25 protein-coding genes and 1 pseudogene are annotated in these 22,348 nt (G+C 62.5%); 18 read left to right on the forward strand and 8 right to left on the reverse strand.

All coding sequences use genetic code 11. The annotated features are described in order from the left end of the window. Positions 1-2: 2 nt before the first annotated feature. Positions 3-992 carry an LLM class flavin-dependent oxidoreductase gene (locus ASC86_RS20090; RefSeq protein WP_056325368.1) on the reverse strand — a complete coding sequence of 330 codons (990 nt, stop codon included), beginning with the start codon at positions 990-992 and terminating at the stop codon, positions 3-5. Positions 993-1,179: 187 nt separating this feature from the next. Here ASC86_RS20090 and ASC86_RS20095 point away from each other — a divergent pair, with 187 nt between their 5' ends. From ASC86_RS20095 to ASC86_RS20150, 13 genes and pseudogenes are all read left to right on the forward strand, one after another. Next, the gene (locus ASC86_RS20095) at positions 1,180-1,491 is read left to right on the forward strand and encodes a hypothetical protein (protein WP_056325371.1); all 312 of its coding nucleotides are present in this window, start codon (positions 1,180-1,182) and stop codon (positions 1,489-1,491) included. A 120-nt stretch (positions 1,492-1,611) separates the two neighbouring features. After that, positions 1,612-2,757, forward strand: a complete 1,146-nt coding sequence (locus ASC86_RS20100; RefSeq protein ID WP_056325374.1) for an isovaleryl-CoA dehydrogenase — start codon at positions 1,612-1,614, stop codon at positions 2,755-2,757. Continuing rightward, positions 2,754-4,364 (forward strand): carboxyl transferase domain-containing protein, encoded by a 1,611-nt coding sequence (locus ASC86_RS20105; RefSeq protein WP_056325376.1) that lies wholly within the window; start codon positions 2,754-2,756, stop codon positions 4,362-4,364. Before ASC86_RS20100 ends, ASC86_RS20105 begins: the two co-directional genes overlap by 4 nt. Before the next feature lie 7 nt (positions 4,365-4,371). Next, on the forward strand, positions 4,372-6,231 hold the full coding sequence (locus ASC86_RS20110; RefSeq protein WP_056325379.1) for a biotin carboxylase N-terminal domain-containing protein: 1,860 nt from the start codon (positions 4,372-4,374) through the stop codon (positions 6,229-6,231). Continuing rightward, positions 6,231-6,683: a MaoC family dehydratase gene (locus ASC86_RS20115; RefSeq protein WP_056325381.1), complete on the forward strand. Its 453-nt coding sequence runs from the start codon at positions 6,231-6,233 to the stop codon at positions 6,681-6,683. The genes ASC86_RS20110 and ASC86_RS20115 overlap by 1 nt, the downstream gene beginning before the upstream one ends. Then, a pseudogene (locus ASC86_RS26295) lies at positions 6,680-6,832 on the forward strand (aldolase/citrate lyase family protein); the annotation flags it as partial. The gene ASC86_RS20115 and the pseudogene ASC86_RS26295, both read left to right, overlap by 4 nt. A 162-nt stretch (positions 6,833-6,994) precedes the next feature. Beyond that, positions 6,995-7,723, forward strand: a complete 729-nt coding sequence (locus ASC86_RS20120; protein ID WP_280136990.1) for a CoA ester lyase — start codon at positions 6,995-6,997, stop codon at positions 7,721-7,723. 122 nt (positions 7,724-7,845) lie between these two features. After that, a complete protein-coding gene (gene msrB, locus ASC86_RS20125; protein WP_056325388.1) occupies positions 7,846-8,292 on the forward strand; it encodes a peptide-methionine (R)-S-oxide reductase MsrB in 447 nt (148 codons plus the stop codon). Further along, on the forward strand, positions 8,292-8,813 hold the full coding sequence (gene msrA / locus ASC86_RS20130) for a peptide-methionine (S)-S-oxide reductase MsrA (RefSeq protein ID WP_056325390.1): 522 nt from the start codon (positions 8,292-8,294) through the stop codon (positions 8,811-8,813). The genes msrB and msrA overlap by 1 nt, the downstream gene beginning before the upstream one ends. Positions 8,814-8,947: 134 nt before the next feature. Next, a complete protein-coding gene (locus tag ASC86_RS26945; protein WP_280136989.1) occupies positions 8,948-9,076 on the forward strand; it encodes a hypothetical protein in 129 nt (42 codons plus the stop codon). Between the two features lie 60 nt (positions 9,077-9,136). Further along, positions 9,137-10,213: an HPP family protein gene (locus tag ASC86_RS20140; protein ID WP_056325395.1), complete on the forward strand. Its 1,077-nt coding sequence runs from the start codon at positions 9,137-9,139 to the stop codon at positions 10,211-10,213. A 137-nt stretch (positions 10,214-10,350) separates the two neighbouring features. Further along, on the forward strand, positions 10,351-12,069 hold the full coding sequence (locus ASC86_RS20145) for an ABC transporter ATP-binding protein (protein WP_056325398.1): 1,719 nt from the start codon (positions 10,351-10,353) through the stop codon (positions 12,067-12,069). Positions 12,070-12,262: 193 nt separating this feature from the next. Continuing rightward, positions 12,263-12,844 (forward strand): J domain-containing protein, encoded by a 582-nt coding sequence (locus ASC86_RS20150; protein WP_056325401.1) that lies wholly within the window; start codon positions 12,263-12,265, stop codon positions 12,842-12,844. A 2-nt stretch (positions 12,845-12,846) separates the two neighbouring features. Here the strand turns inward: ASC86_RS20150 and ASC86_RS20155 are convergent, their stop codons facing one another. The 3 genes from ASC86_RS20155 to ASC86_RS20160 form a co-directional block, all read right to left on the reverse strand. Further along, positions 12,847-13,410: a hypothetical protein gene (locus ASC86_RS20155; protein ID WP_056325405.1), complete on the reverse strand. Its 564-nt coding sequence runs from the start codon at positions 13,408-13,410 to the stop codon at positions 12,847-12,849. A gap of 193 nt (positions 13,411-13,603) precedes the next feature. Further along, positions 13,604-13,765 carry a hypothetical protein gene (locus ASC86_RS25945; protein ID WP_156387132.1) on the reverse strand — a complete coding sequence of 54 codons (162 nt, stop codon included), beginning with the start codon at positions 13,763-13,765 and terminating at the stop codon, positions 13,604-13,606. A gap of 76 nt (positions 13,766-13,841) precedes the next feature. Beyond that, the gene (locus ASC86_RS20160; protein ID WP_056325408.1) at positions 13,842-14,810 is read right to left on the reverse strand and encodes a DUF808 domain-containing protein; all 969 of its coding nucleotides are present in this window, start codon (positions 14,808-14,810) and stop codon (positions 13,842-13,844) included. A 197-nt stretch (positions 14,811-15,007) separates the two neighbouring features. Between ASC86_RS20160 and ASC86_RS20165 the strand changes: the two genes are divergently transcribed. Both ASC86_RS20165 and ASC86_RS20170 read left to right on the forward strand, forming a co-directional pair. Continuing rightward, on the forward strand, positions 15,008-15,208 hold the full coding sequence (locus tag ASC86_RS20165; protein WP_056325410.1) for a hypothetical protein: 201 nt from the start codon (positions 15,008-15,010) through the stop codon (positions 15,206-15,208). A gap of 121 nt (positions 15,209-15,329) precedes the next feature. Then, complete coding sequence (locus tag ASC86_RS20170) at positions 15,330-15,515, forward strand: hypothetical protein (protein WP_056325413.1); 186 nt, start codon at positions 15,330-15,332, stop codon at positions 15,513-15,515. 78 nt (positions 15,516-15,593) lie between these two features. On the opposite strand, the gene ASC86_RS25950 is transcribed toward ASC86_RS20170, so the two are convergent. The 3 genes from ASC86_RS25950 to ASC86_RS20180 form a co-directional block, all read right to left on the reverse strand. Next, the gene (locus ASC86_RS25950; RefSeq protein WP_156387133.1) at positions 15,594-15,764 is read right to left on the reverse strand and encodes a hypothetical protein; all 171 of its coding nucleotides are present in this window, start codon (positions 15,762-15,764) and stop codon (positions 15,594-15,596) included. 203 nt (positions 15,765-15,967) lie between these two features. Next, positions 15,968-16,222 (reverse strand): hypothetical protein, encoded by a 255-nt coding sequence (locus ASC86_RS20175; protein WP_056325417.1) that lies wholly within the window; start codon positions 16,220-16,222, stop codon positions 15,968-15,970. A 118-nt stretch (positions 16,223-16,340) separates the two neighbouring features. Continuing rightward, the gene (locus ASC86_RS20180) at positions 16,341-16,988 is read right to left on the reverse strand and encodes a pentapeptide repeat-containing protein (RefSeq protein ID WP_200943841.1); all 648 of its coding nucleotides are present in this window, start codon (positions 16,986-16,988) and stop codon (positions 16,341-16,343) included. 330 nt (positions 16,989-17,318) lie between these two features. Here ASC86_RS20180 and ASC86_RS20185 point away from each other — a divergent pair, with 330 nt between their 5' ends. The 3 genes from ASC86_RS20185 (at position 17,319) to ASC86_RS25955 (ending at position 19,940) form a co-directional block, all read left to right on the forward strand. Beyond that, positions 17,319-19,070, forward strand: a complete 1,752-nt coding sequence (locus ASC86_RS20185; protein ID WP_056325425.1) for a cation:proton antiporter — start codon at positions 17,319-17,321, stop codon at positions 19,068-19,070. An 89-nt stretch (positions 19,071-19,159) separates the two neighbouring features. Beyond that, positions 19,160-19,765 (forward strand): DUF1236 domain-containing protein, encoded by a 606-nt coding sequence (locus ASC86_RS20190; RefSeq protein WP_056325428.1) that lies wholly within the window; start codon positions 19,160-19,162, stop codon positions 19,763-19,765. 7 nt (positions 19,766-19,772) lie between these two features. Next, a complete protein-coding gene (locus tag ASC86_RS25955) occupies positions 19,773-19,940 on the forward strand; it encodes a hypothetical protein (protein ID WP_156387134.1) in 168 nt (55 codons plus the stop codon). Between the two features lie 97 nt (positions 19,941-20,037). Here ASC86_RS25955 and ASC86_RS20195 read toward each other — a convergent pair whose 3' ends face one another. After that, positions 20,038-22,086, reverse strand: a complete 2,049-nt coding sequence (locus ASC86_RS20195) for an acyltransferase family protein (protein ID WP_162245022.1) — start codon at positions 22,084-22,086, stop codon at positions 20,038-20,040. Positions 22,087-22,348: the final 262 nt, after the last annotated feature.

The raw sequence follows: 22,348 nt of genomic DNA on the forward strand, positions 1-22,348 counted from the left end.
AATTAGGCGGCGAGCGACAGCCGCTCCTTGGCGAGCAACTCGATGGAGGTGAAGCGTTCGGCAGCGGTCAGCGCCGGCGTTTCGATGATGAATTCGGTGATGCCGTGCTGGTGATGCAGCGCGTCGAGTTCCTTGCGGACCTGGGCGGCGGTGCCGTGGAGGATGCCGGGGGCCTTTTCCTCGACGCGGTACTCGGTGATGCCGGACTGGCGGGCGAACTCGGCCGCCTGCTCCTCGCTGCCGACGTTGACGGTCTGGCCGTTGCTGAGGAAGACCTTGAAGATACGCATGCCGGAGACCCGTTCGCGGGCCTGTGCCTCGTCCTCGGCGACGAAGGCGGCGAGCGTGAGAATGGCAGGACGGCCGCTCTCTCGCCGGTAGACCTCGAAGGTCTCGCGCAGGTTTTCCGGGTCGCCGTTCAGGTGGCCGGCGAAGACGAGCTGCCAGCCTTTCTCCGCCGCAAGCCGGGCGCTGTCGACGCTGGCGCCGAGCAGGAAGCGTTCTGGCGGAGACGGGGGCAGGGGCGTTGCCGAAAGGCCTGAGGCATCCGACTGCTGCAGGAGGTAGGTGTTGAGATCGGCAAGCTGATCGGCGAAAGCCGGCTTGCGCTCGGGCGAGACGGCTGCCTGCAGGGCGCGGGTCGAGATCGGGAAGCCGCCCGGCGCCTTGCCGACGCCGAGATCGACGCGGCCTGGGGCGAGCGAGGCGAGGAGGTTGAAGGTCTCCGCGACCTTGTAGGCGCTGTAATGCTGCAACATCACGCCGCCGGAGCCGATGCGGATGCGGGAGGTTTTCGCCAGGAGATGGGAGATCAGGATCTCCGGCGCCGAGCTGGCGAGGCCTGCCATGCTGTGATGCTCCGCCACCCAGAAGCGGTGATAGCCCAGCGCCTCGGCCCTGAGCGCATATTTCAGCGAGGTCTGCAGCGCCTCGGTGGCGGTCTGGCCGGGATCTAGGGGGCTCTTGTCGAGAAGGCTGAGGTGGTATGACATAAGGCACCGGATGGTTCGTGTTTGTAGGCTATATAATCTATAAAAATACTAGCTTATTAAGGTAGGCCGTTCTGTTTGTCGTCACGGCAGCGGAATATCATTCCGATGAGGGGAGCCGTTTCCGGGTCGGCTTTTTCGGGTTCAGAATTGATTTGAGATCGGGCGCGGGAGCTGTTTAACTGCGGCCATGAGAAAGCTGATTTTTGCCGCCCTGCTGCTGTCGCCTTCCGTGGCCTTCGCCGTCGATGCCTATGAAATCAAGGCGCGGGACCACGATTGCAAATCGATTTCCGACATCATCCGGCAGCATGGGGCCGTGTTCGTGCGCACCGGTTTTGGCGGCCGCAGCTTTCGTTATCCGCCGGCGCAATGCGATCTCGGCGATAAATACGTGACTGTCACCCTGCGCGATATCAACAAGCAGCGGTGCGTGCTCGACTATGCCTGCGTCAACGACCCCGAGTCGTTCTACAACCGCATCTTCCACCACCACCGCTAAGCGGCTTCCGATTTCGCAGATCACAGAAATGCACCTTGCGCCGGATGGACATCGGCGTGATCCTCCATATGTAATGCTGTGAACCGGCCGCGTTGGGAGCGCATTCGGGGGAGGATGAGGATGTTTGATTTTTCGCTCGGCGAGACGGCGGATGCCATTCGCGAGATGACGGCGCGTTTTTCCACCGACAGGATCGCGCCGATCGCAGCCGAAATCGACCGGACAAACAGTTTTCCAGGCCAGCTTTGGCCGGAAATGGGCGCTCTGGGACTGCACGGGATTACCGTCGAGGAGGAGTTTGGCGGGTCGGGGCTCGGCTATCTCGAGCATGTGATCGCCATGGAGGAGGTTTCGCGGGCTTCCGCCTCCATCGGCCTCAGCTACGGCGCCCATTCCAATCTCTGCATCAACCAGATCCGCCGCTGGGCGAGCCCCGAGCAGAAGAACCGGTATCTGCCGAAGCTGATCTCCGGCGAGCATGTCGGCTCGCTTGCTATGTCCGAGGCGGGATCGGGGTCCGATGTCGTTTCGATGCAGCTGAAAGCGGTGAAAAAGGGCGACCGCTATGTGCTGAACGGCACGAAATTCTGGATCACCAATGCGCCGCATGCCGACGTGCTCGTCGTCTATGCCAAGACCGATATGATGGCCGGGCCGAAGGGTATTTCCGCCTTCATCATCGAGAAGGGAACGCCGGGGTTCAGCGTTTCGCCGAAGCTTGAAAAAATGGGGATGCGGGGCAGCGATACGGCGGAGCTTGTCTTTACCGATTGCGAAATTCCCGCTGAGGCGCTGATGGGCCGCGAAGGCGAGGGTGTGAAGATCCTGATGTCCGGGCTCGATTATGAGCGGACGGTGCTGGCCGGTGGGCCGCTCGGGATCATGCAGGCTTGCCTCGATGTCGCGCTGCCCTATGTGCGGGATCGAAAGCAGTTCGGAAAGCCGATCGGCGATTTCCAGCTGATGCAGGCCAAGGTCGCGGATATGTATGTGGCGCTGAATTCGGCGCGGGCTTACGTCTATTCCGTGGCGCGGGCTTGCGATGCCGGGCGCACCACACGCTCGGATGCTGCTGCTGCCATTCTGCTCGCCAGCGAGAATGCGGTGAAAGTGTCGATGGAGGCGATCCAGGCGCTGGGTGGGGCGGGCTATACCAAGGAATGGCCGGTAGAACGGTATCTGAGGGATGCCAAGCTCTATGATATCGGCGCCGGCACCAATGAAATCCGCCGTTACCTGATTGGCCGGGAGCTTGTCGCTTCATGACCATTCTCTCCACCGCCGTCGATCGCGACAGCGACGCGTTTCGTTCGAATCATGACTTTAATCTGGGGCTTGCCGAAGAGCTTCGGCGGCAGGCCGGGCTCTATCGCGAGGGCGGCCCGGCGCGGGCGCGGGAACGCCACACGTCCAAGGGCAAGCTTTTGGCACGCGACCGGGTGCAGGCGTTGCTTGATCCGGGCAGCCCCTTTCTAGAGCTTGGCACGCTGGCGGCAAACGGCATGTATCATGGCGAGGCGCCGGGAGCGGGCATCGTTACCGGCGTCGGCCGGGTCTCGGGCCGCGAGGTGATGATCGTCGCCAATGATGCCACAGTCAAAGGCGGCGCCTATTTTCCGATGACGGTGAAGAAGCACCTGCGGGCGCAGGAAGTGGCGCTGGAAAACCGGCTACCCTGCATCTACCTCGTCGATTCCGGTGGGGCGAACCTGCCGCATCAGGCGGAGGTCTTTCCCGACCGCGATCATTTTGGCGCGATCTTCTACAATCAGGCGCAGATGTCTGCTCAGGGGATCGCCCAGATCGCCTGCGTGATGGGAAGCTGCACGGCCGGCGGCGCCTATGTGCCGGCCATGTCCGACGAGACGGTGATCGTGCGCAACCAGGGCACCATCTTTCTCGCCGGCCCGCCTCTGGTGAAGGCGGCGACGGGGGAGGTGATCTCGGCTGAAGAGCTGGGCGGCGCCGAGACCCATGGGCGGCGTTCCGGTGTGGTCGATCATGTTGCTGAGAACGATACCCATGCGCTGATGATCGTGCGCGATATCGTGGCGCGGTTGAACCGCGTCAAGAGCGTCGATATCGAGCTTGCCGCGCCACGGGCACCTTTGCTCGATCCGACCGATCTTTATGGGATCGTACCGCAGGATGTGCGCATTCCCTACGATGTGCGCGAGATCATCGGGCGGATCGTCGATGGCTCGGAGTTTCATGAATTCAAGCAGCTTTACGGGACGACGCTGGTGTGCGGCTTTGCCCGGATCTGGGGCATGCCGGTGGCCATCATCGCCAACAATGGCGTGCTGTTTTCCGAAAGCGCGCTGAAGGGCGCGCATTTCATCGAGCTTGCCTGCCAGCGGCGCATCCCGCTGCTGTTCCTGCAGAATATTTCCGGCTTCATGGTCGGCGGGAAATACGAGGCGGGCGGCATTGCCAAGGATGGGGCAAAGCTGGTGACGGCCGTTGCCACCGCCAGCGTGCCGAAGGTAACGGTGTTGATCGGCGGCAGTTTTGGCGCGGGCAATTACGGCATGTGCGGGCGGGCTTACCGGCCGCGTTTCCTTTTTACCTGGCCGAACAGCCGCATCAGCGTCATGGGCGGCGAGCAGGCGGCTTCGGTGCTCGCCACCATCCGGCGCGACTCCATGGAGGCGCGCGGCGAGGACTGGCTGGTGGCGGAGGAGGAAACGTTCAAGAATACCGTCCGCGAGGGTTATGAGCGGGAAGGCAGCCCCTATTATGCGACGGCGCGGCTCTGGGACGACGGTATCATCGACCCGATGCAGACGCGCGACGTATTGGGTCTTGCCTTTTCGGCAGCCTTTAACGCACCGATCCCGCAAGCACCGCGCTTCGGCGTCTTCAGGATGTGAGGAAGCCATGTTCGAAAGCCTTCTCATTGCCAATCGCGGCGAAATCGCCCGCCGTATCATCCGCACGGCAAATGCGCTCGGCATCCGCACCATCGCCGTCTATTCGGAGGCCGATGCCGGCTTGCCTTACGTCAGGGAGGCGAGCGAGGCCGTTGCAATCGGCCCGGCGACGGCGCGGGAGAGCTATCTTTCGGTGCCGCGCCTGCTGGAGGCCGCCGCGAAGACCGGGGCTGCGGCTGTTCATCCGGGCTATGGGTTCCTTTCCGAAAATGCGGAATTTGCCGAGGCCGTGCAGGCGGCTGGTATGGCCTGGGTCGGGGCGCCGCCAGCGGCAATCCGCGCCATGGGACTGAAGGACGCGGCCAAGGCGCTGATGCAGCGCGCCGGCGTGCCGGTGACGCCGGGCTATATGGGGGATGATCAATCCGAGGCGCGGCTGGAGCGTGAGGCAGGCGAGATAGGGTATCCCGTTCTGATCAAGGCCGTGGCAGGCGGTGGCGGCAAGGGCATGCGGCGGGTGGATGATGCGGGAGATTTCATCGCTTCGCTTGCTTCCTGCCGGCGCGAGGCGGCATCTTCCTTTGGCGACGACCGGGTACTGATCGAAAAATACATCCGCAACCCGCGCCATATCGAGGTTCAGGTCTTTGCCGATAGTCATGGCAATGCTGTACATCTGTTCGAGCGGGATTGCTCGGTGCAGCGGCGTCACCAGAAGATCATCGAGGAAGCGCCGGCACCCGGCATGGATGCGACGACGCGGCAGGCGATCTGTGAAGCCGCGGTGAAGGCGGCGCGGGCCGTCGATTATATCGGGGCGGGGACGGTCGAGTTCATCGCCGATGCTTCGGAGGGCTTAAGGGCCGATCGCATCTGGTTCATGGAGATGAACACCCGGCTGCAGGTCGAGCACCCGGTGACCGAGGCGATTACCGGCGAAGACCTTGTGCTCTGGCAATTGAAGGCTGCGGCCGGCGAGCCGTTGCCGAAAACGCAGGGTGAAATCGCGATGCGGGGCTGGGCGGTGGAGGCGCGGCTTTATGCGGAAAATCCGCAGACCGGCTATCTGCCTTCGACCGGAGTGCTGCAGCATCTGAGGCTGCCGAAAGGCGTTCGGGTCGATAGCGGCGTCGAGGAAGGCAACGAGATCACCAGCTTCTACGATCCGATGATCGCCAAGATCATCGCCCATGGGCATGATCGGAACGCGGCTCTCGACCGGCTGGCGAAGGCCTGTGGCGAAATCGAGATCTGGCCGGTGAAATCCAATGCCAATCTGCTCTGCCGCATTGCCGAGGACGAGGATTTTCGGGCCGGTGCCGTCGATACCGGCTTTCTGGATCGGAAGGGTGAGCGGCTTGTTGCGGAGGAGCCGGACAAGGCTGTTATCGATGCGGCGGCGGCAAGTCTTGCCCGCCGTAGTGGCAACGATCCTTGGAGCGCGCTGACGGGATTTCGTGTTGCCGCCCGGCCTGATGTGCGGGCGAATGTGCTGGTGGGCGGCAAGCCCTATGTTGGGCATATCGAGGGGGTGGGGGGTGCCGTCTCCATCGCTGGCGAAACCGTGCTCTTTCAGGAAGGGTTCGCCTGGCCGATCGGCTTGCCGAGCGCCAGTCGCGTGGAGGCTTCCGACCACGGCGGGGATGGCGCGATCCTGTCGCCGATGCCGGGGCTGGTGACGCTGGTGGAAACGACGGAAGGCGCGAGCGTGCGCAAGGGAGACCGGCTGATGACGATCGAGGCGATGAAAATGGAACACAGCCTGAAGGCGCCCTTCGACGGCACCGTTAAGGGCTTGCGCGCCAGCGTCGGCATGAAGGTCAGCGAAAGCCAGGTGATGGCGACCGTCGTGAAGGATGAGGTGTGATGGCCGGGCGCTATTTCGATGAATGGGTTGTCGGAGACAAAATCGCCCACGATATCCGCCGCACGGTGACGGAAACCGACAATCTGCTGATCACCACGCTCACCCATAATCCGCAGCCGCTGCATCTGGATGCCGAATATGCCGGCGCGACGGAATTCGGGCGGATCGTCGTCAATGGCACCTTCACCTTCGCGCTCACGGTGGGCCTGTCCGTGGGCGATACGACGCTTGGCGTGCTCGTCGCCAATCTCGGTTATGACAAGGTGGTGATGCCGAAGCCGGTTTTTGTCGGCGATACGTTGAGGGTGGAGACGGAGGTGACCGCGCTTCGGCCCTCCGGTTCGCGGCCGGATGCGGGTATCGTGACCTTCGAGCACACGACGCTCAACCAGCGGGATGAGATCGTTTGCAAGATGCTGCGGATGGCGCTTTTGCAGAGGCGGCCGGCATGAGGCTGCGCTCGCTGCTTTTCGTGCCCGGCGACCGCCCCGAGCGCTTCGAAAAGGCTGTCGCCTCGGGTGCGGATGCGATCATTTTCGATCTTGAGGATTCGGTGGTTTCGGCCGCCAAGGACAAGGCGCGGGAATGTGTGGGGGATTTTCTTGCAAGGTTCGGGACGGCGCCGCTTGCTCTCTCTTCTCCCCGGCGGGGAGAAGGTGCCCGAAGGGCGAACGAGGGGATATCTCCGCAAACTCAGAGCAAGCCGGTCCCCTCATCCGACCCTGCGGGCCACCTTCTCCCCGCTGGGGAGAAGGGAAAGCAAGTGGCTGCTGCTGCGGCGTCTGATAGTCCAGCTTTGCGGCAACATCCCGACTGCGCGGTCTTCGTGCGCGTCAATCCGTTGGAAAGCGACGACCTGGAGAAGGATCTCGGCGTTCTCGCTTCGGGGCTTCCCGATGGGCTAGTGTTGCCGAAAGCGGAGGGGGCTGCTTCCGTGCGGGCGCTATCCGTTCGCGTGAGCAAGATGGCGGGTGCGGCCGTTCCGATCCTGCCGATCGCCACCGAAGCACCGGCGGCGATTTTTCAGCTTGGCACCTATGCGCAGGTCGGCCCGGAAATTTGCGGCCTGACCTGGGGGGCGGAAGACCTGCCGGCCGCAATAGGCGCGCTTTCGGCGCGGGAGGCGGATGGTGGTTATACCGATCCCTATCGGATGGTGCGGTCGCTGGCGCTTTTCGCCGCCCATGCTGCCGGGGTTGCGGCAATCGAAACGGTCTATCCCGATATTCGTGATCTTTCGGGGCTTGAGGCCTACGCTCGGCGCGGGCGGCGGGATGGGTTTACCGGGATGCTGGCGATCCATCCGGCGCAGGTGGAGGTGATCAACCGGGCGTTCACGCCAAACGAGGAGGAAATCGCACGTGCCGAGCGGATTATCGCGGCTTTTGCGGCAAACCCGGAGGCGGGGGCTATCCAGCTCGACGGGCGCATGCTCGACCGGCCGCATCTGAAGCTGGCGTTGGCTGTCACCGAGGCGGCAAGAGGGTTTTGACGCTCTGTTCACAGCTTCGGCATCGCCGCCGGATCGCGTTGTAAGTCGGCCGTCTTGAACCTACATATTGCCCGACCGAAAAACCATCATGGTCTCTCAAAGACGATCAAGGAGAGGACTGAATGACTGCTTATACCAAGAACCCGGATGCCATCGCTAAGCTCTCCCCGGAGCAGTATCGCGTGACGCAGGAAAGCGGCACGGAGCGGCCCGGTACCGGTGAATATCTCTACAACAAGAAGCCCGGTATCTATGTCGATATCGTTTCCGGCGAACCGTTGTTTGCCTCGTCCGACAAGTATGAATCCGGCTGCGGCTGGCCGAGCTTCACCAAGCCGATCGAGCCGGCGTATGTCACCGAATTGCGCGATGTCTCGCATGGCATGGTTCGCACCGAGGTTCGCTCCAGCCATGGCGACAGCCATCTCGGCCACGTCTTCCCCGACGGCCCGATCGATCGTGGCGGTCTGCGCTATTGCATCAATTCGGCATCCCTGCGCTTCGTTCCCCGCGAAGAGATGGCTGCGGAAGGCTACGGAGACTACATCAACCAGGTGGAGGATATCTGATGACGACTGAACGCGCAGTTCTGGCCGGCGGCTGCTTCTGGGGCATGCAGGATCTGATCCGCCGTTTCGATGGCGTGGTTTCCACGCGCGTCGGCTATTCCGGCGGTGATGTACCGAACGCCACCTATCGCGATCACGGCACCCATGCCGAGGCGATCGAGATCGTCTTCGATCCGGCAAAAACCAGCTATCGCCGCATCCTGGAATTCTTCTTCCAGATCCACGATCCCTCGACGCCGAACCGTCAGGGCAACGACCGCGGCACCAGCTATCGTTCGGCGATCTTCTACGAGAACGACGAGCAGAAACGCATTGCCGAAGATACGATCGCCGATGTCGATGCGTCCGGCCTGTGGCCGGGCAAAGTGGTGACGGAACTGAGCCCCGTGGGTGATTTCTGGGAAGCCGAGCCGGAGCATCAGGATTATCTGGAGCGTATCCCGAACGGTTATACCTGCCACTTCATCCGCCCGAACTGGCGTCTGCCGGTTCGCAGCGAGGCGCAGAAGGCGGCTTCGTAAACTTCGGTTTGCATATGAAAATCAGGCGCCGGGCACTCGTGTCCGGCGTTTTCATGGGCGGGTCGCAAATGCGCTGGTGCGACATGTGTTGCGGTGTTATTGAGCCCTGCGAAACGGCATCAAAGGTTATGCCCATGTCATTCCAAGCAGTTGCGATCGACCAAAGGGACAAGCCCGCCTTCTACCGTGAGCCGGCAGGCCGGCGGGATGACCAAGGCGATACCGTCTTTGCCGCGAGTCGCTGGAGCGAAACGGCCGGCTGAGCCGGTCGTATCCGCCCGTTCCTGCCGCTGCTGTCCCGCCATCTTTCTCCGGTTTCCGCCATGCCGCACTTTCCAAAATTGTTTCAGCCCATCCTTGCGGGGGCGACGTTGCGCGAGCGGGCTCTGGCCTGTGTCGGGGCGCTGGTCGGCATCGCGCTGACGGGGCTGATATCAGGTTACTTCTTTGGAGCAGGGCCTGAGCTGCCGCTGATCGTTGCGCCGATGGGGGCGTCGGCGGTGTTGCTGTTTGCGGTTCCCGCCAGTCCGCTGGCGCAGCCGTGGTCGATTGTCGGCGGCAATACGATTTCCGCGCTGGTCGGGGTTCTGACGGCGCGCTTCATCGGCGATCCCGTCATCGCGACCGGCGTCGGGGTGGCGCTTGCGATTGGCGCCATGTCGCTGACGCGCTGCCTGCATCCGCCGGGCGGGGCCGCGGCGCTGACGGCGGTGCTGGGCGGTCCGGTGGTGGCAAGCTGGGGCTTCCTCTTTCCGCTGGTGCCGGTGGCGCTGAATTCGCTTATTCTCCTCGGCCTCGGGCTCGTCTTCCACAAGCTGGCGCGGCGCAACTATCCGCATGTCGTGCCGCCGGCGCCGGTCAATACCCATGCGACGGCCGATCCGCCGCCGGCGGAGCGTGTCGGCTTTCGCGAGGAAGACCTCGACGCCGCCCTTGCTGCGCTCGACGAGACCTTCGACATCGACCGCGGCGACCTGAGCCGGCTCCTGCACCAGATCGAGCGGCAGGCTACGCTGCGCGCCCATGGCGATATCCTCTGCAGTGATATCATGTCGCGCGATGTGATCGCGATCGATGAGCAGACAAGCGTCGAGGAAGCGCGGGCGCTGCTGCTCAAGCACAATATCCGCACCCTGCCGGTGAAGGGCGCTGACGGCCGGCTGATCGGCACGGTCGGCCTGCGCGAGCTTTCCCAAGGCGGCGAGCATCTCGGCGGGCGGCTGACGCCGGCGATCACCGCCAAGGCCTATGATCACGCCTTCGGCCTGCTGACTGCCATGACCGACGGCAAGACCCATGCGGTGATCATCGTCGACGAGGCGCGGCATGTGGTCGGCCTGATTTCGCAGACCGATCTGCTGAGTGCCGTTGCCAGTGCGCTGCCGAAGGCGGTTGCATAAGCAATCGCCGATCTTCGGCCCGGTCGTGCTACACTCTTGGCTTGCGGGGCGAAATATGAGAAACGGGGTCCTGTTTTCGATCCCGTCCACGAGGCCGATATTCGTTCCCCGTGCGGCTGCTGATGAGCCGATCTCCCATGCTGCGTGAATTCTTCGCCTATTATCGCCCCTATCGCGGGCTGTTCATCCTCGATTTCAGCTGCGCGGTGCTGTCGGGCCTGCTGGAACTCGGCTTTCCGATGGCGGTGAAGCTGTTCGTCGACCGGTTGCTGCTCAGCCAGGAATGGCTGCTGATCGTGCTTGCCTCCGTGGCGTTGCTGGTGACCTATGTGGTCAATACCGGGCTGATGGCGATCGTCACCTACTGGGGCCATATGCTCGGCATCAATATCGAGACCGACATGCGCCGTCTCGCCTTCGATCACCTGCAGAAACTCTCCTTCGCTTTCTACGACAATCAGAAGACCGGCCATCTCGTCGGCCGTTTGACGAAGGATCTGGAAGAGATCGGCGAAGTCGCCCATCACGGACCGGAAGACCTGTTCATCGCGCTGATGACCTTCATCGGCGCGCTTGCCCTGATGATCTCGGTCAACGGGAAGCTGGCGCTGATCACAGCGGTCGTCGTGCCGCTGACAGCATGGGTGACGAGCCGCTACGGCAGCCGCATGACCCAGAATTTTCGCGCCCTTTACGGCCGGGTGGGCGATTTCAACGCCCGCATCGAGGAAAATGTCGGCGGCATGCGCGTCGTGCAGGCCTTTGCCAATGAGGATCACGAGCGGGCGCTGTTCGAGCGCGACAACCAGAATTATCGCCGCACCAAGCTCGATGCCTACCGCATCATGGCCGCCAGCACCTCGCTCAGCTACATGAGCATGCGGCTGACGCAGATGATCGTGTTGATCTCCGGCTCCTATTTCGTGCTGGCGGGCGAACTGAGTGCCGGCGGTTTCGTCGGCTTTCTGCTGCTCGTCACCGTGTTTTTCCGTCCGGTCGAGAAGATCAACTCCGTTATCGAGACCTATCCCAAGGGCATCGCCGGATTCCGCCGTTTCCGCGATCTGCTTTCCATCGAGCCGGATATCGCCGATGCGCCCGGTGCCGTCACCGTCGATCATCTGAAGGGCGATATCGTCTACAAGGGCGTGTCGTTCGGCTATACGGCGGAAAAGCCGGTGCTGAGCCATATCGATCTCACCATCAGGGCGGGCGAGACCGTGGCTTTCGTCGGCCCCTCGGGCGCGGGCAAGACGACGATCTGCTCGCTGTTGCCGCGTTTCTACGAGGCGACGGCCGGTTCGATCAGCATCGACGGCATCGATATCCGGGATATGACGCTGTCGTCGCTCAGGCGGCAGATCGGCATCGTCCAGCAGGATGTCTTCCTCTTTGCCGGCACCATCCGCGAGAATATCGCCTATGGCCGGCTGGGCGCGAGCGACGCGGATATTCGCGAGGCCGCGCGGCGGGCGGAGCTGGATGGGGTGATCGCCAACATGCCCGACGGTTTCGATACGGTGATAGGCGAGCGCGGGGTCAAGCTTTCCGGCGGCCAGAAGCAGCGACTTGCCATTGCCCGCATGTTCCTGAAGAACCCGCCGATCCTGATCCTCGATGAGGCGACATCGGCGCTCGATACCGAGACCGAGCAGGCGATCCAGCGCTCGCTAGCCGAGCTTGCAGAGGGCCGCACGACGCTGATCATCGCCCATCGTCTGGCGACGATCCGCGAGGCGGACCGTATCGTCGTGGTCGATCAATCGGGTATTGCGGAGCAGGGCCGGCATGGCCAACTCCTGGATGCCGGGCGTCAATACAGCCGGCTCTACAAGGCGCAGTTCGGCGGCACTTGAGGCGGCTCGCCGAAACTGTCCCCGGTAAAATATGGCGACTGCCACGATTTGAACCTGTTTTGCATGGAATGAGCGGATTGACCGAGCACACTGCCGGTGTGAATCGGGTATGGTATCCGAATGAGGGTTGCGGCTTTGACCGCCCGCGATTACCACGGGTCGCGGCCCATGATGCGTTAAAACAGGTGCAGCTGTGATCGATCCTTACGAGACTGTCGGTGTTGAACGGACCGCGGAAACAGCGACCATCAAGAGTGCCTATCGCCGCCGCGCCAAGAGCCTGCATCCCGATGCCGGCGGCGACGTCGATTCCTTCGACAAGCTGAAGACCGCCTACGAACTGCTGCTCGATCCCATCCGGCGCAAGGTGTTTGACGATACCGGTTATGACCCGGCGCTGGTCGATGCGGTCGATCGCAAGGGGCTGCTGGTGCTGGAGACCCTTGTCAACGAGGTGCTGCTCGACGAGCGCGAACCCGGCAGCTTCGATCCCGTCGCGGCCATGCGGCGAAAGCTTTCCGACGAGATCGTCAGCGCCCGTTTCCATATTCTCGAAATGGAGCGGCACCGCAGCCGGGTGCGCAACCATATGGACCGGATCGGCCGCCGCTCCGGCGCCGACGTGCTCGGCAGCATGCTGCGCTCGCGCTGCGATTCGATCGGGGACGCCATCACCAAGGCCGAGGGGCAGATCGAGGCGATCGAGAAGGCCTACAGCATGCTCGAAGGCTATTCCTATGCCATCGAGACCGAGATGCGTAACGCCGCCGAATAGCCTCAGGCGATCAGGCTCGACGTCAAAAGCACCGAAAATCCGGCAAGGATGACGGAGGCGATGCGGCGCATGGCCTGCGGTGCCGCCGATTGCACACGGCCGAGGGCGAAGGCGCCGAACAGAAGCCACGACAGCGAGGCGAAGACGATCAGGCCGGCAAACAGGGCGAGGTGGCCGGCGATTTCGTGGAGTGGGCCATGCGGCATGATCACCAGTCCGATGATGATCGCCTTCGGATTGAGCAGCGTGGTGACGAAGACGTGGCGGACGCTGACATCGCCGACATTTTCCGGTTGCGGCAGCCAGAGGCGGATGGCGAGGAACAGAATCCACGCGGCCGAGCAGGCTTTGAGGAGCGCGGCAGCCAGCGGATAGGCCAGCAGGAAGCCGGCCGCGACGGTGGCAAGCGGCGTCACGACCAGCACATAGGCGGACAGCTCGGCAAGGACGAGCGGCAAAGCGCGGCGGAAACCGGCGGACGCCGCGCCGATCGCCAGCAGCGTATTGGTCGGGCCGGGGGTCAAGAGCAGCGCCAGAATGGAAAGCACGAAGGGCAGGGCGGACATGAAGGCTCCGGGCAGATCAGGACTTTGTTCTATCCCGTCCTATGCCGCGGAAACAGCCGTCACCTTGATCGAGCGCAAGCTTTTTCGGATTTAAAGCATGTCGCGCAAAAGTGTGCAGCGGTTTTGCGATAACGACATGCGTGGACACAAAGACCTAAAGCGCACGAGCGAATTTGAAAGATCCCGACGCGCTTTAGTGCTTGGTCACGCCCGGATAGGCGTCCGAGAGGAAGCCGAAGGCGTCTTTAAGGGCTTCCACCAGGGCGTCCGTCAGTTCGTCGAACTGGTCTTCGCTGAGGTGGGAGACGAATTCGGCTGCGGCCATGCCGGTGGGAGTGTCTTGTGTCGTCGACATATCATTGTCCTTCAGAGCGGCTTCATCGCCGATCTCTGAAGAGTAGAGTTGCGGCCTTGCGTCGGGCTGATGTGTCCTAATGTGGGGCACCGCCGACCTGGCGGCGCAGCGGCGTGACGACGAAGCTCAGGAAGAGGATGGTGATGGCGCCGACCACGATGGCGATTACGGCCTGGGTGGCTGAGGTCGCCAGCCATTCCACGACGCCGTGGGCGAAGCCCATGAGTGCCGATGCGTTGACGGCGATGTCGTGGATGAGGTGTTCGGGGGCGTGGTAGCCAAGTTGGGCCAGCCCATGCACCAGAATGCTGCCGCCGACCCAGAGCATGGCGGCCGTGCCGACCGCAGCCAGTATCTTCAGGAAGACCGGCATGCCAGCCACGAGACCGCGGCCGAAGGCGCGCACCGGTGCCACGGAGGATTTGGCGAGCAGCAGGCCGGCATCGTCGGCTTTGACGATCAGCCCGACCACGCCATAGACGGCGAGCGTGATGAGGATGCCGACTGCCGCCAGAACAGCGGCCTGCGTGTAGAAATTGGAGGTTGAGACATTCGCAAGCGTCAGCGCCATGATCTCCGCCGACAGGATGAAATCGGTGCGGATGGCGCCGGATACCTTCTGGTTTTCCAGCGAGACGGCGTCGGCGGCCTGCGGCGACTGGTCATGTTCGTGTTCATGCGCCGCATGGGGGAACAGCGCTTCGTAAAGCTTCTCGGCGCCTTCGTAGCAGAGATAGACGCCACCGAGCATCAGCAGCGGCGTGATCACGAACGGCGCGAAATAGGATAGCAACAGCCCCGCCGGCAGCAGGAAGACCAGCTTGTTCTTCAGCGAGCCGAGCGCAATGCGGCCGATGATCGGCAATTCCCGTGCGGGTGACAGGCCGACGACGTAGCGCGGCGTCACGGCGGCATCGTCGATGACCACGCCAGCTGCCTTGGCCCCGGCCTTCGCGGTCTGGGCTGCGACGTCGTCGAGGGAGGCGGCTGCCAGCTTGGCGATAGCGGCGACATCATCGAGAAGAGCGATCAGGCCTGTAGCCATTGCGATTCCTTTTGTAGCAAAATCGGGGCGACGGTATCCGGCGGTCGCGAGAAAGTGAAGGCGCGGAACACGCCGGCGACACGTTTGTCATGTAAAGTGGCGATATTGGATCTCCACGGCATGGCTGCCCCAATGACAAAGAGCGGATCGCCTTTTCGAGGCTTCCGGGCCATGCCCTACCAGGAAAGGAGAACCGGATGGCCAACGCGATACATCAGGACATCCCCATCACACCCTCGGAGCTGGATATGCTGCACGGGCTTTTCCATTCCATCTGCCGCGCCAAATCTATCGAAAGCCAGTCGGAGGAAGGGTCCTCGATGGCGGTGCAACTGCTTGCCCGATTTAATGACGGCGCCCGCAACGAGGAAGAACTGCTGCTGGCGATGGGCGATTGATGACGATTTCCAGCCGGACTGAGGACGTCGGGCTGTTTGTCGCCGAATTGATGCCTTCCGGGAACTTCCGGGCGCTATCGGCGTTTTTGTTTCAGATTGTTACGACAGGGGAGGAGATGTCATGAAACTGATCCACCAGCAGGAAATCGAAACGGCGCCTGCACAGCGCGTGTGGAATGTTTCGGATTTCTGCCGCCGTTTTCGCCTGGATGCGGCGGAAGAGAAGCGGCTGCGTCTGCTGCTCGGCGAGTTCGCCAACCAGCAGGAATTGCTCATGAACGCAGAGCGCAAGCCCGACCTTCGCTAGCAGCGAAAGCGGATAACTCATTCCATCGCAGGCAGGCCCGTACACCGTTCCGGTGCGCGGGCTTTTCTACGCTCTTGGTCAGCCGAAGCGATCCATCTGAAAATCCGTCGGCGCGATCGCGCCGCTCAGGCGGCCGGTCTTCTGGAGGGTGCCGTCATGCATCGTAAAGCTGGTGATACCGATCAGCAGGCCTGCACCAATGAAAAATCCAAAAGCAAGATAGGAAAATTTAGCGAGCATGTGAGACACTCCCGTTTCCAAACTGCATAAAAAACAACACGTCAAATACCGATAAGTTCCATCAGGCTGGGAAGATTGATGACCTCGAAGTCCGATTCCGGAACTATAATCCAGAGCTAATATTCGGGGAAGGATGCGGGCGCGCGGAGCACGTCATCATAAAGGTTGAGGCCGATTATCCGCATCCTCATCCGGGCGGGCTAGCAAGAGGCTCAGCGGCGCGGGTCGCCGCCCGGCGCGTAATGGGATTTTTGTTTGAACGCAAAGACATGGCCGCAACGGCAGCGGATCATATGCTTGGCCGGATCGCGCGACGGGCGCTCGCTGGTGAAGCCCGCTGGCAGAAAATCGACCTTGAAATCCGGGTCCTTCAGGCGCTTGTCGTCGGCTTCCGAAACCTCGGCAAAACCTTCGTTGCGGCATCGCGCACATTCAAGTTTTCGTGAGTACCGGTCGCGCGCAGCCATGTCTTTTCGCCTCGTTCAAGATACCGTCCCCGTAGAGGATGCCGGAGCGCGGTTCAAGCCCGCAAAGATGCCGTCCACCGGTCGCGACCGGCGCAGCTCGCAGGGCGGGGCTTGAGAGCTAATCGGACGGGCAGGGCCAGCCGGTGGGGGCGGTGAGACCCTGCGGCAGCTTGGTGCCTGCGTTGCCGCAGGCCATGTCGATCTGCTCCTGCTCGAGGCCGGTCGCGCCTGAGAGATCGGTGTCCTCGATCCGCGTCAGGAACATGAAGGCGCCTTCGAAGGACAGCTTGCCCTCGATGGCCGCCTTGCTGAAAACCGCGCGCGAGAGATTGGCATAGGCAAAACGCACGTCGGCGAGCGTGGCGTTGTCGAAATTCACCCGGCCAAGCTCGGCCTTTTCGAAATCGACGCCATTCAGCACGGCCTCGGCGAAATTCGCGCGCTGCAGCTCGGCGCCGGCAAAATTCGCGCCGGTTGCCGCGACCTTGGCGAAATTCGAGCGGTAGGCCTCGACGCGGGAAAAATTGGCCTTTTCGGCGCTCGCGCCCTCGAACCAGGTGCGCACGATCGTCGCCTTTTCCAGATTGGCGCCGTTCAGGTTGGAGCCGCTGAAATCCGTCGTGGAAAAATCGGAATTGGCGAGGTTTGCCCCCTGCAGGTCGCTGGACGGCATCATGACGTTCTTCTTGTTGCAGTCGTGCCAGTCGATGCCGGCGGCCGGGGTGCCGGAACATTGGGCCGCCATGGCGGATGCTGCGGGCAGCATCAGGCCGGCAGCGAGAGCAACAAGGGCGATGCCGCCTGTACCGAGGCCACCGATTTTGCGGCCATGCTTGCCCTCTGATCCCGTGCTGTGCATCCGTCACTCCACCTCAAGCCTGTCTTCATCGTCCTTACGACAAACCGGGCGTGAGCACCAGCCGGGCTGGGTACACGTTGTGGTGTGTGATACCGTGCCGGTCTGCCTGTCCATTTCAGGGCGTTTTCCCCAGGAGGCTTGCCGTTTGCGTTCCCGCGGGAACACGCCCTCTTGCCAAGGTGGGGCATATCCGCAAATGTCCGATCATTCATTTTATTGATTTCGTTGGGGAACGGCGTGCATCACGACATTGCATTGATAGCCACGATTGCTGTCGGCTTCGTTTCGGCGGCCCTGCTCGGATATCTCGCCGATCGGCTGCACCTGCCGCCGCTGGTCGGGTATCTGGCCGCGGGCGTGCTCATCGGGCCGTTTTCGCCGGGTTTTACCGCCGATGGCGAAATCGCCTCGCAACTGGCGGAACTCGGCGTCATCCTCTTGATGTTCGGTGTCGGCCTGCATTTCTCGGCCTCCGACCTCAAGGCGGTGCGGGCGCTGGCGGTTCCCGGAGCGGTCATCCAGATCATCCTTGCGACGCTGCTCGGCATCGGCCTTGCCCATCTCTTCGGCTGGAGTCTCGGCGCGGGGCTGGTCTTCGGCCTTTGCCTTTCGGTTGCCAGTACCGTGGTGCTTCTGAAGGCGCTGGAGGAGCGCAATCTGGTAAATACCGCCGCAGGCCGCGTGGCGATCGGCTGGCTGATCGTCGAGGACCTCGCCATGGTGCTGGTGCTCGTGCTCTTGCCGCTGGTGGCGGAGCTTCTGGGCGGCCATGCCGTGGGCCATGGCGGTGAGGCGGCGGTGCCGGCGGATGCGATGGGCATTGCAATCGATATCGCGATCACGCTCGCCAAGGTCGGCATCTTTGCGGTGCTGGCCATCTGGCTGGGGCCGAAGACGGTTCCTTGGATGCTGACCCAGGTGGCGCGCACCGGCTCGCGCGAGCTTTTCACGCTGTCGGTGCTCGCCATCGCACTCGGTATCGCCTTCGGTTCGGCCATGCTGTTCGGCGTTTCCTTCGCGCTCGGCGCGTTCTTTGCCGGCGTGATCATGAGCGAGAGCCATCTCAGCCATCGGGCGGCGGCCGATTCGCTTCCGTTGCAAAATGCGTTTTCGGTGCTGTTCTTCGTCTCCGTCGGCATGCTGTTCGATCCGACGATCCTGATCCGGGAGCCGCTGGAGGTGCTGGCGACGCTGGCGCTCATCACGCTGGGCAAATATCTGGTCTCGGTCCTGGTGGTGCTGCTGCTGCGCTATCCCGTGGGCATGGCGCTGGCGGTTGGGGCGGGGCTTGCCCAGATCGGCGAATTCTCCTTCATCCTCGCCGGTCTCGGCATTTCGCTCGGTCTTTTGACGCCGGAGGGACAGAGCCTCATTCTCGCCGGCGCGATCCTTTCGATCACCATCAATCCGGTGATCTTCTGGATCACCGGCGAGTTGAAGCAACGGGTCCGCACCGCCTATCCGATCTGGTCGGCCCGGCATGGCAAGCGGCGTTTCGAGGCGCTGTCCTCTGAGCTTGCGGAAATCCAGGCGCAGCAGGAAGAGCGCCACCGCCATCATCATCGGAAGATCCAGCACATCATCGAGACCTTCCCGCTGTTTTCGTCGATCGACGAGGCCTCGCATGAAGAGCTGCTTTTGATGTTCCGGCCGCATTCGGTTTCGCCGGGCGACCGTATCCTTCGGGCCGGGGACCGGGGGGATTCGATGTATTTCATCGCCGCAGGCGCCGTCGAAGTGCAGGTGCCCACCGGTGAAATCCGGCTTGGAGCGGGGTCGTTCTTCGGCGAAATGGCGCTGCTCACCGGCGGCCGTCGCACGGCCGATGTCGTCGCCGTCGATTTCTGCGAACTCTTCATCCTCGACCGGCGGGATTTCAACGTCTTCATGTCGCGCCACCCGGCGCTGCGGGCCGCCGTCAGCGAAATGGCGCAGGCCCGCCGCAAGATGAACGAGACCGTCGAGGAAGCCGCGCCTCAAGAGGGTTGACCGGCGGCCACGCGCCCGGCCGGCGGAACCAGGTCTTCTCCCGTGCGTTTGCACTGCACATTGTTGCTCGTCAAACAGGAGAAGAGCCCATGAACCCGATTTTCAAACCGGTCTTCGCCGGCGGTTTGCTTGCTTTCGCGGCCGGCGCCGCGCAGGCTGAAATGCTGGCGACGACGGCGACGGATATCACCGTCTATTCCGGTCCGGGGGCCGAGTATCCGGCTGTCGGCATCGCCACCCGCGGCAGCGCAGGCTCGCTTGATGGCTGTCTAGACGGCGAGAACTGGTGCCGCATCGATGTCAACGGCATGCGCGGCTGGGTCTATGCCGAGCAATTGACGGTCGATTACAACGGCGCGCCGGTGGTGGTGCAGCAGCATCGCTCCGATCTGGCCGTTCCGGTCGTCAGCTACGAGCAGACGGGCAGTGTTGCGACGCCTGCGCCGGGCGATGAACTTATCGGCCGTGTCGACGATGGCGTCGTGGTGACGCCGCCGGCCGAGGTCCGCACCTATATCGATACGACGACCGTCGAGACCGTGCCCTTCGAGGGCGATCTGGTGGTGGGCGCCACGCTGCCGCCGGGCGTGACCGTCGCTGAAGTGCCGAATTATCGCTACAGCTATGTCCGGCTCAACGACCGCCCGGTTCTGGTCGATCCGCAGACGCGCCGCGTCGTTTACGTCTACGACTGAGATGACAATGCGTGGAATGATGCTCGGTGTGTTCGGGGTCGTGATCGGTTCGATCCTGAGCATTCTCGTGGCCCAGTATTTCGATCAGGGCGGCGGCTCTCGCAGCACGCAACCGCCTGATCCGCTTGTCGTCGATCCGCAACATGCGGCCGAGCAGACGAAGAAGCTGCCTTAGAGTCTGTCAGGTTCATTCTGAACCTGACAGACTCTCAATTCTTTTGTTTTCGTTTGTCTTTTCGGGAAAACCGGTTCCCACTTTTCCCTAACAAACTCTAGTTGCCGGCGAGTTTGTCTGCGTCTTGATCTCCTTCGTCGAATGAGCGCACCGCTTGCAGGATTGCCGGCGCCAGAAGGTCCGCGCCGGCATCCGAGGGGTGATCGTCGTCGAAATAGTAAATTGTCGAAGCATCGAGACTGTTGATGCAGCGGCCGGGAAGCGGCTTGCCGCAGAAATGCTCTGCCGGCTTCACCTTGCGCAGGTTGGGATGCGACAGCGTGTCGAAGGCCGCGATGATCTTTTCGTTGCGCTTGTTGTAGCGATCGTAGCTGGTGCTGAACTCCAGCCTATCGCGGCGGGTCAATGCTGCCTTTGCGACGATGCCGGGCACGTCCCAGCCTGCTTCCGGGACCGGATAAACCAACACCACGTGGAAGCCGCGCTTCAGGTAATCCTCGATATCGGCGAGGTATTGCTTCACCACACGCTCCTTGCGGGCGGGGTCGTCGCGGCCGGCGGGCGTGTCGCGGCGGTCGTAAAGATCGGCATAGAGGGGTTTCAGGCTTTCGACGCCGCCTTCGCCGTTGTCGAAGGGCGTTCCTTCGACATAGAGCGTCCAGCGGCTGAGCATGACAACAGTCTTGATGTCGCTGCTGCGGATGTACTCCTCTATCCCGGAGAAGAAGGAATTGCAGCGCATCTTGTATTTGGCGTCGAAGACGTAGAAGCCGGAAAAGCCGGCGCAGGCTGAATGGGCCATGACATAGAGATCGGCGCCCGCCTTTTCGAAGGTCCGCATCGTCTCGCCTGCCACGGCGGCGGCGTGGGAATCGCCGATCAGAATCGTATCCGGGGTCCTGGTATTCGGCGTCAGGCAGTCGCGCACGGGATGGTCGAGCTTGGCCTCCCCCTTGTCGTAGAGGCAGCGGAGCATGATCGGGTCGGGATTTTCCTTCACCTCCAGCGCCAGTTGCGCCTCAGGGGGAAGGCGGAACTCCAGGCCGCTGTCGCGCGTGGCGAGAAAACCCGCGGCAATGAATGCCGCCGCGACTGCCCCGGCACCGGCAAGGACACGCATCGAGTCCGGCAGGAAGGGGATCGGCCCCTTGCGGAAGGGTGTCTCGACGAAGCGCCAAGACAGATAGGAAATCGGGAAGGCGGCAATGGCAAGGGCGGCCATGACCATGGGCGACGGTTCCGTCAGGGCGCGGATGCGGGCAAAGGCAAAGAGCGGCTGGTGCCAGAGATAAAGACTGTAGCTGATAAGGCCGATGCCGACGAAGGGGCGGGTGGAGAGCAGCATCGCCGTCCACGTGCCCTGCCAGCCGAAAAGGATGACGAGCGCCGTGCCGATGACGGGGACGGCGGTGTAGAAGGATGGGTAGGGCGTTGCCGCATCATAGGCGAAGATGCCCCAGCCGATCAGCGCCAGGCCGAGAGCCGAAAGCAGGTTGCTGTTGCGGAAATAGCCGCCGGAAACGAGGAAGGCCGATAGCGAGCCGGCCAGCAGTTCCCAGGCGCGGCTGCTCGGCAGGTAGAAATTAGCCGAAGCGAAATTCTGCGAGCCGTATTGCGCAAGGCCGAGGCTCAGGAGCGCGACAGCGGCGATGACGCCGATCACCACCGGCTTGCCGAAGCGCCAGAGCAACATCACTGCCAGCGGAAACACCACGTAATATTGTTCCTCGACCGCCAGGCTCCAGGTGTGCAGCAGCGGCTGCAATTCGGCGGAAGGGGCGAAATAGCCGGCCTCCTGCCAGAAGAGCACATTGGAGGCGAAGAGGCTGACGGCGATCAGGCTTGCGCCGAAATCCTTCATCTGCTCTGGCAGCATCCAGGCCCAGGCGAAGGGCAGGCAGCAGAGCAGCACAAAGGAGAGCACCGGCACGATGCGCCGCGCCCGGCGCTCGTAGAAGCGCAGGATGGAAAAGCCGTCTTTCTCCTGTTCGTGGATGATGATCGAGGTGATCAGATAGCCGCTGATGACGAAGAAGATATCGACGCCGATAAAGCCGCCGCTGAAGGAGGCCAACCCCGCGTGGAAGAGGAGAACGGGAACCACGGCGACGGTTCGGAGCCCGTCTATTTCTCGTCTGTACTGCATACTACCCCGCATCCGAAACGGCCCTTTGCGCATAGAGCAGCAGAAAGCCGGCGGCGTCAACGCAACCGGTGCGTTCGTTCCGTGTGTGGTCAACTGTCTGGCGAGAGATCGGTGCATCGATGCGGGCAATGAATATGCCGCAGGCCCCCTGTCAGCTCCCTCCTTGAGGGCAGGGTAATCGCATATGAAAGCGCGGCTGGTTTTCCCTTCTCCCCAGTGGGGAGAAGGTGGCCCGCAGGGCCGGATGAGGGGGCGGCACCGG

This window comes from Rhizobium sp. Root1212, assembly GCF_001424985.1.
Classification (GTDB): Bacteria; Pseudomonadota; Alphaproteobacteria; order Rhizobiales; family Rhizobiaceae; genus Pararhizobium.

What these genes read in the sequence shown, in the direction of transcription:
- ASC86_RS20095 (WP_056325371.1), top strand. Translation starts at nt 1,180, where the DNA reads ATGAGAAAGCTGATTTTTGCCGCCCTGCTGCTGTCGCCTTCCGTGGCC.
- ASC86_RS20115 (WP_056325381.1), top strand. Translation starts at nt 6,231, where the DNA reads ATGGCCGGGCGCTATTTCGATGAATGGGTTGTCGGAGACAAAATCGCC.
- ASC86_RS20160 (WP_056325408.1), bottom strand. Translation starts at nt 14,810, where the DNA reads ATGGCTACAGGCCTGATCGCTCTTCTCGATGATGTCGCCGCTATCGCC.
- ASC86_RS20100 (WP_056325374.1), top strand. Translation starts at nt 1,612, where the DNA reads ATGTTTGATTTTTCGCTCGGCGAGACGGCGGATGCCATTCGCGAGATG.
- ASC86_RS20105 (WP_056325376.1), top strand. Translation starts at nt 2,754, where the DNA reads ATGACCATTCTCTCCACCGCCGTCGATCGCGACAGCGACGCGTTTCGT.
- ASC86_RS20155 (WP_056325405.1), bottom strand. Translation starts at nt 13,410, where the DNA reads ATGTCCGCCCTGCCCTTCGTGCTTTCCATTCTGGCGCTGCTCTTGACC.
- ASC86_RS26945 (WP_280136989.1), top strand. Translation starts at nt 8,948, where the DNA reads ATGTCATTCCAAGCAGTTGCGATCGACCAAAGGGACAAGCCCGCCTTC.
- ASC86_RS20165 (WP_056325410.1), top strand. Translation starts at nt 15,008, where the DNA reads ATGGCCAACGCGATACATCAGGACATCCCCATCACACCCTCGGAGCTG.
- ASC86_RS20110 (WP_056325379.1), top strand. Translation starts at nt 4,372, where the DNA reads ATGTTCGAAAGCCTTCTCATTGCCAATCGCGGCGAAATCGCCCGCCGT.
- ASC86_RS20190 (WP_056325428.1), top strand. Translation starts at nt 19,160, where the DNA reads ATGAACCCGATTTTCAAACCGGTCTTCGCCGGCGGTTTGCTTGCTTTC.
- msrA (WP_056325390.1), top strand. Translation starts at nt 8,292, where the DNA reads ATGACGACTGAACGCGCAGTTCTGGCCGGCGGCTGCTTCTGGGGCATG.
- ASC86_RS25955 (WP_156387134.1), top strand. Translation starts at nt 19,773, where the DNA reads ATGCGTGGAATGATGCTCGGTGTGTTCGGGGTCGTGATCGGTTCGATC.
- ASC86_RS20090 (WP_056325368.1), bottom strand. Translation starts at nt 992, where the DNA reads ATGTCATACCACCTCAGCCTTCTCGACAAGAGCCCCCTAGATCCCGGC.
- ASC86_RS20195 (WP_162245022.1), bottom strand. Translation starts at nt 22,086, where the DNA reads ATGCAGTACAGACGAGAAATAGACGGGCTCCGAACCGTCGCCGTGGTT.
- ASC86_RS20180 (WP_200943841.1), bottom strand. Translation starts at nt 16,988, where the DNA reads ATGCTGCCCGCAGCATCCGCCATGGCGGCCCAATGTTCCGGCACCCCG.
- ASC86_RS20170 (WP_056325413.1), top strand. Translation starts at nt 15,330, where the DNA reads ATGAAACTGATCCACCAGCAGGAAATCGAAACGGCGCCTGCACAGCGC.
- ASC86_RS20175 (WP_056325417.1), bottom strand. Translation starts at nt 16,222, where the DNA reads ATGGCTGCGCGCGACCGGTACTCACGAAAACTTGAATGTGCGCGATGC.
- ASC86_RS20140 (WP_056325395.1), top strand. Translation starts at nt 9,137, where the DNA reads ATGCCGCACTTTCCAAAATTGTTTCAGCCCATCCTTGCGGGGGCGACG.
- msrB (WP_056325388.1), top strand. Translation starts at nt 7,846, where the DNA reads ATGACTGCTTATACCAAGAACCCGGATGCCATCGCTAAGCTCTCCCCG.
- ASC86_RS25945 (WP_156387132.1), bottom strand. Translation starts at nt 13,765, where the DNA reads ATGTCGACGACACAAGACACTCCCACCGGCATGGCCGCAGCCGAATTC.
- ASC86_RS20145 (WP_056325398.1), top strand. Translation starts at nt 10,351, where the DNA reads ATGCTGCGTGAATTCTTCGCCTATTATCGCCCCTATCGCGGGCTGTTC.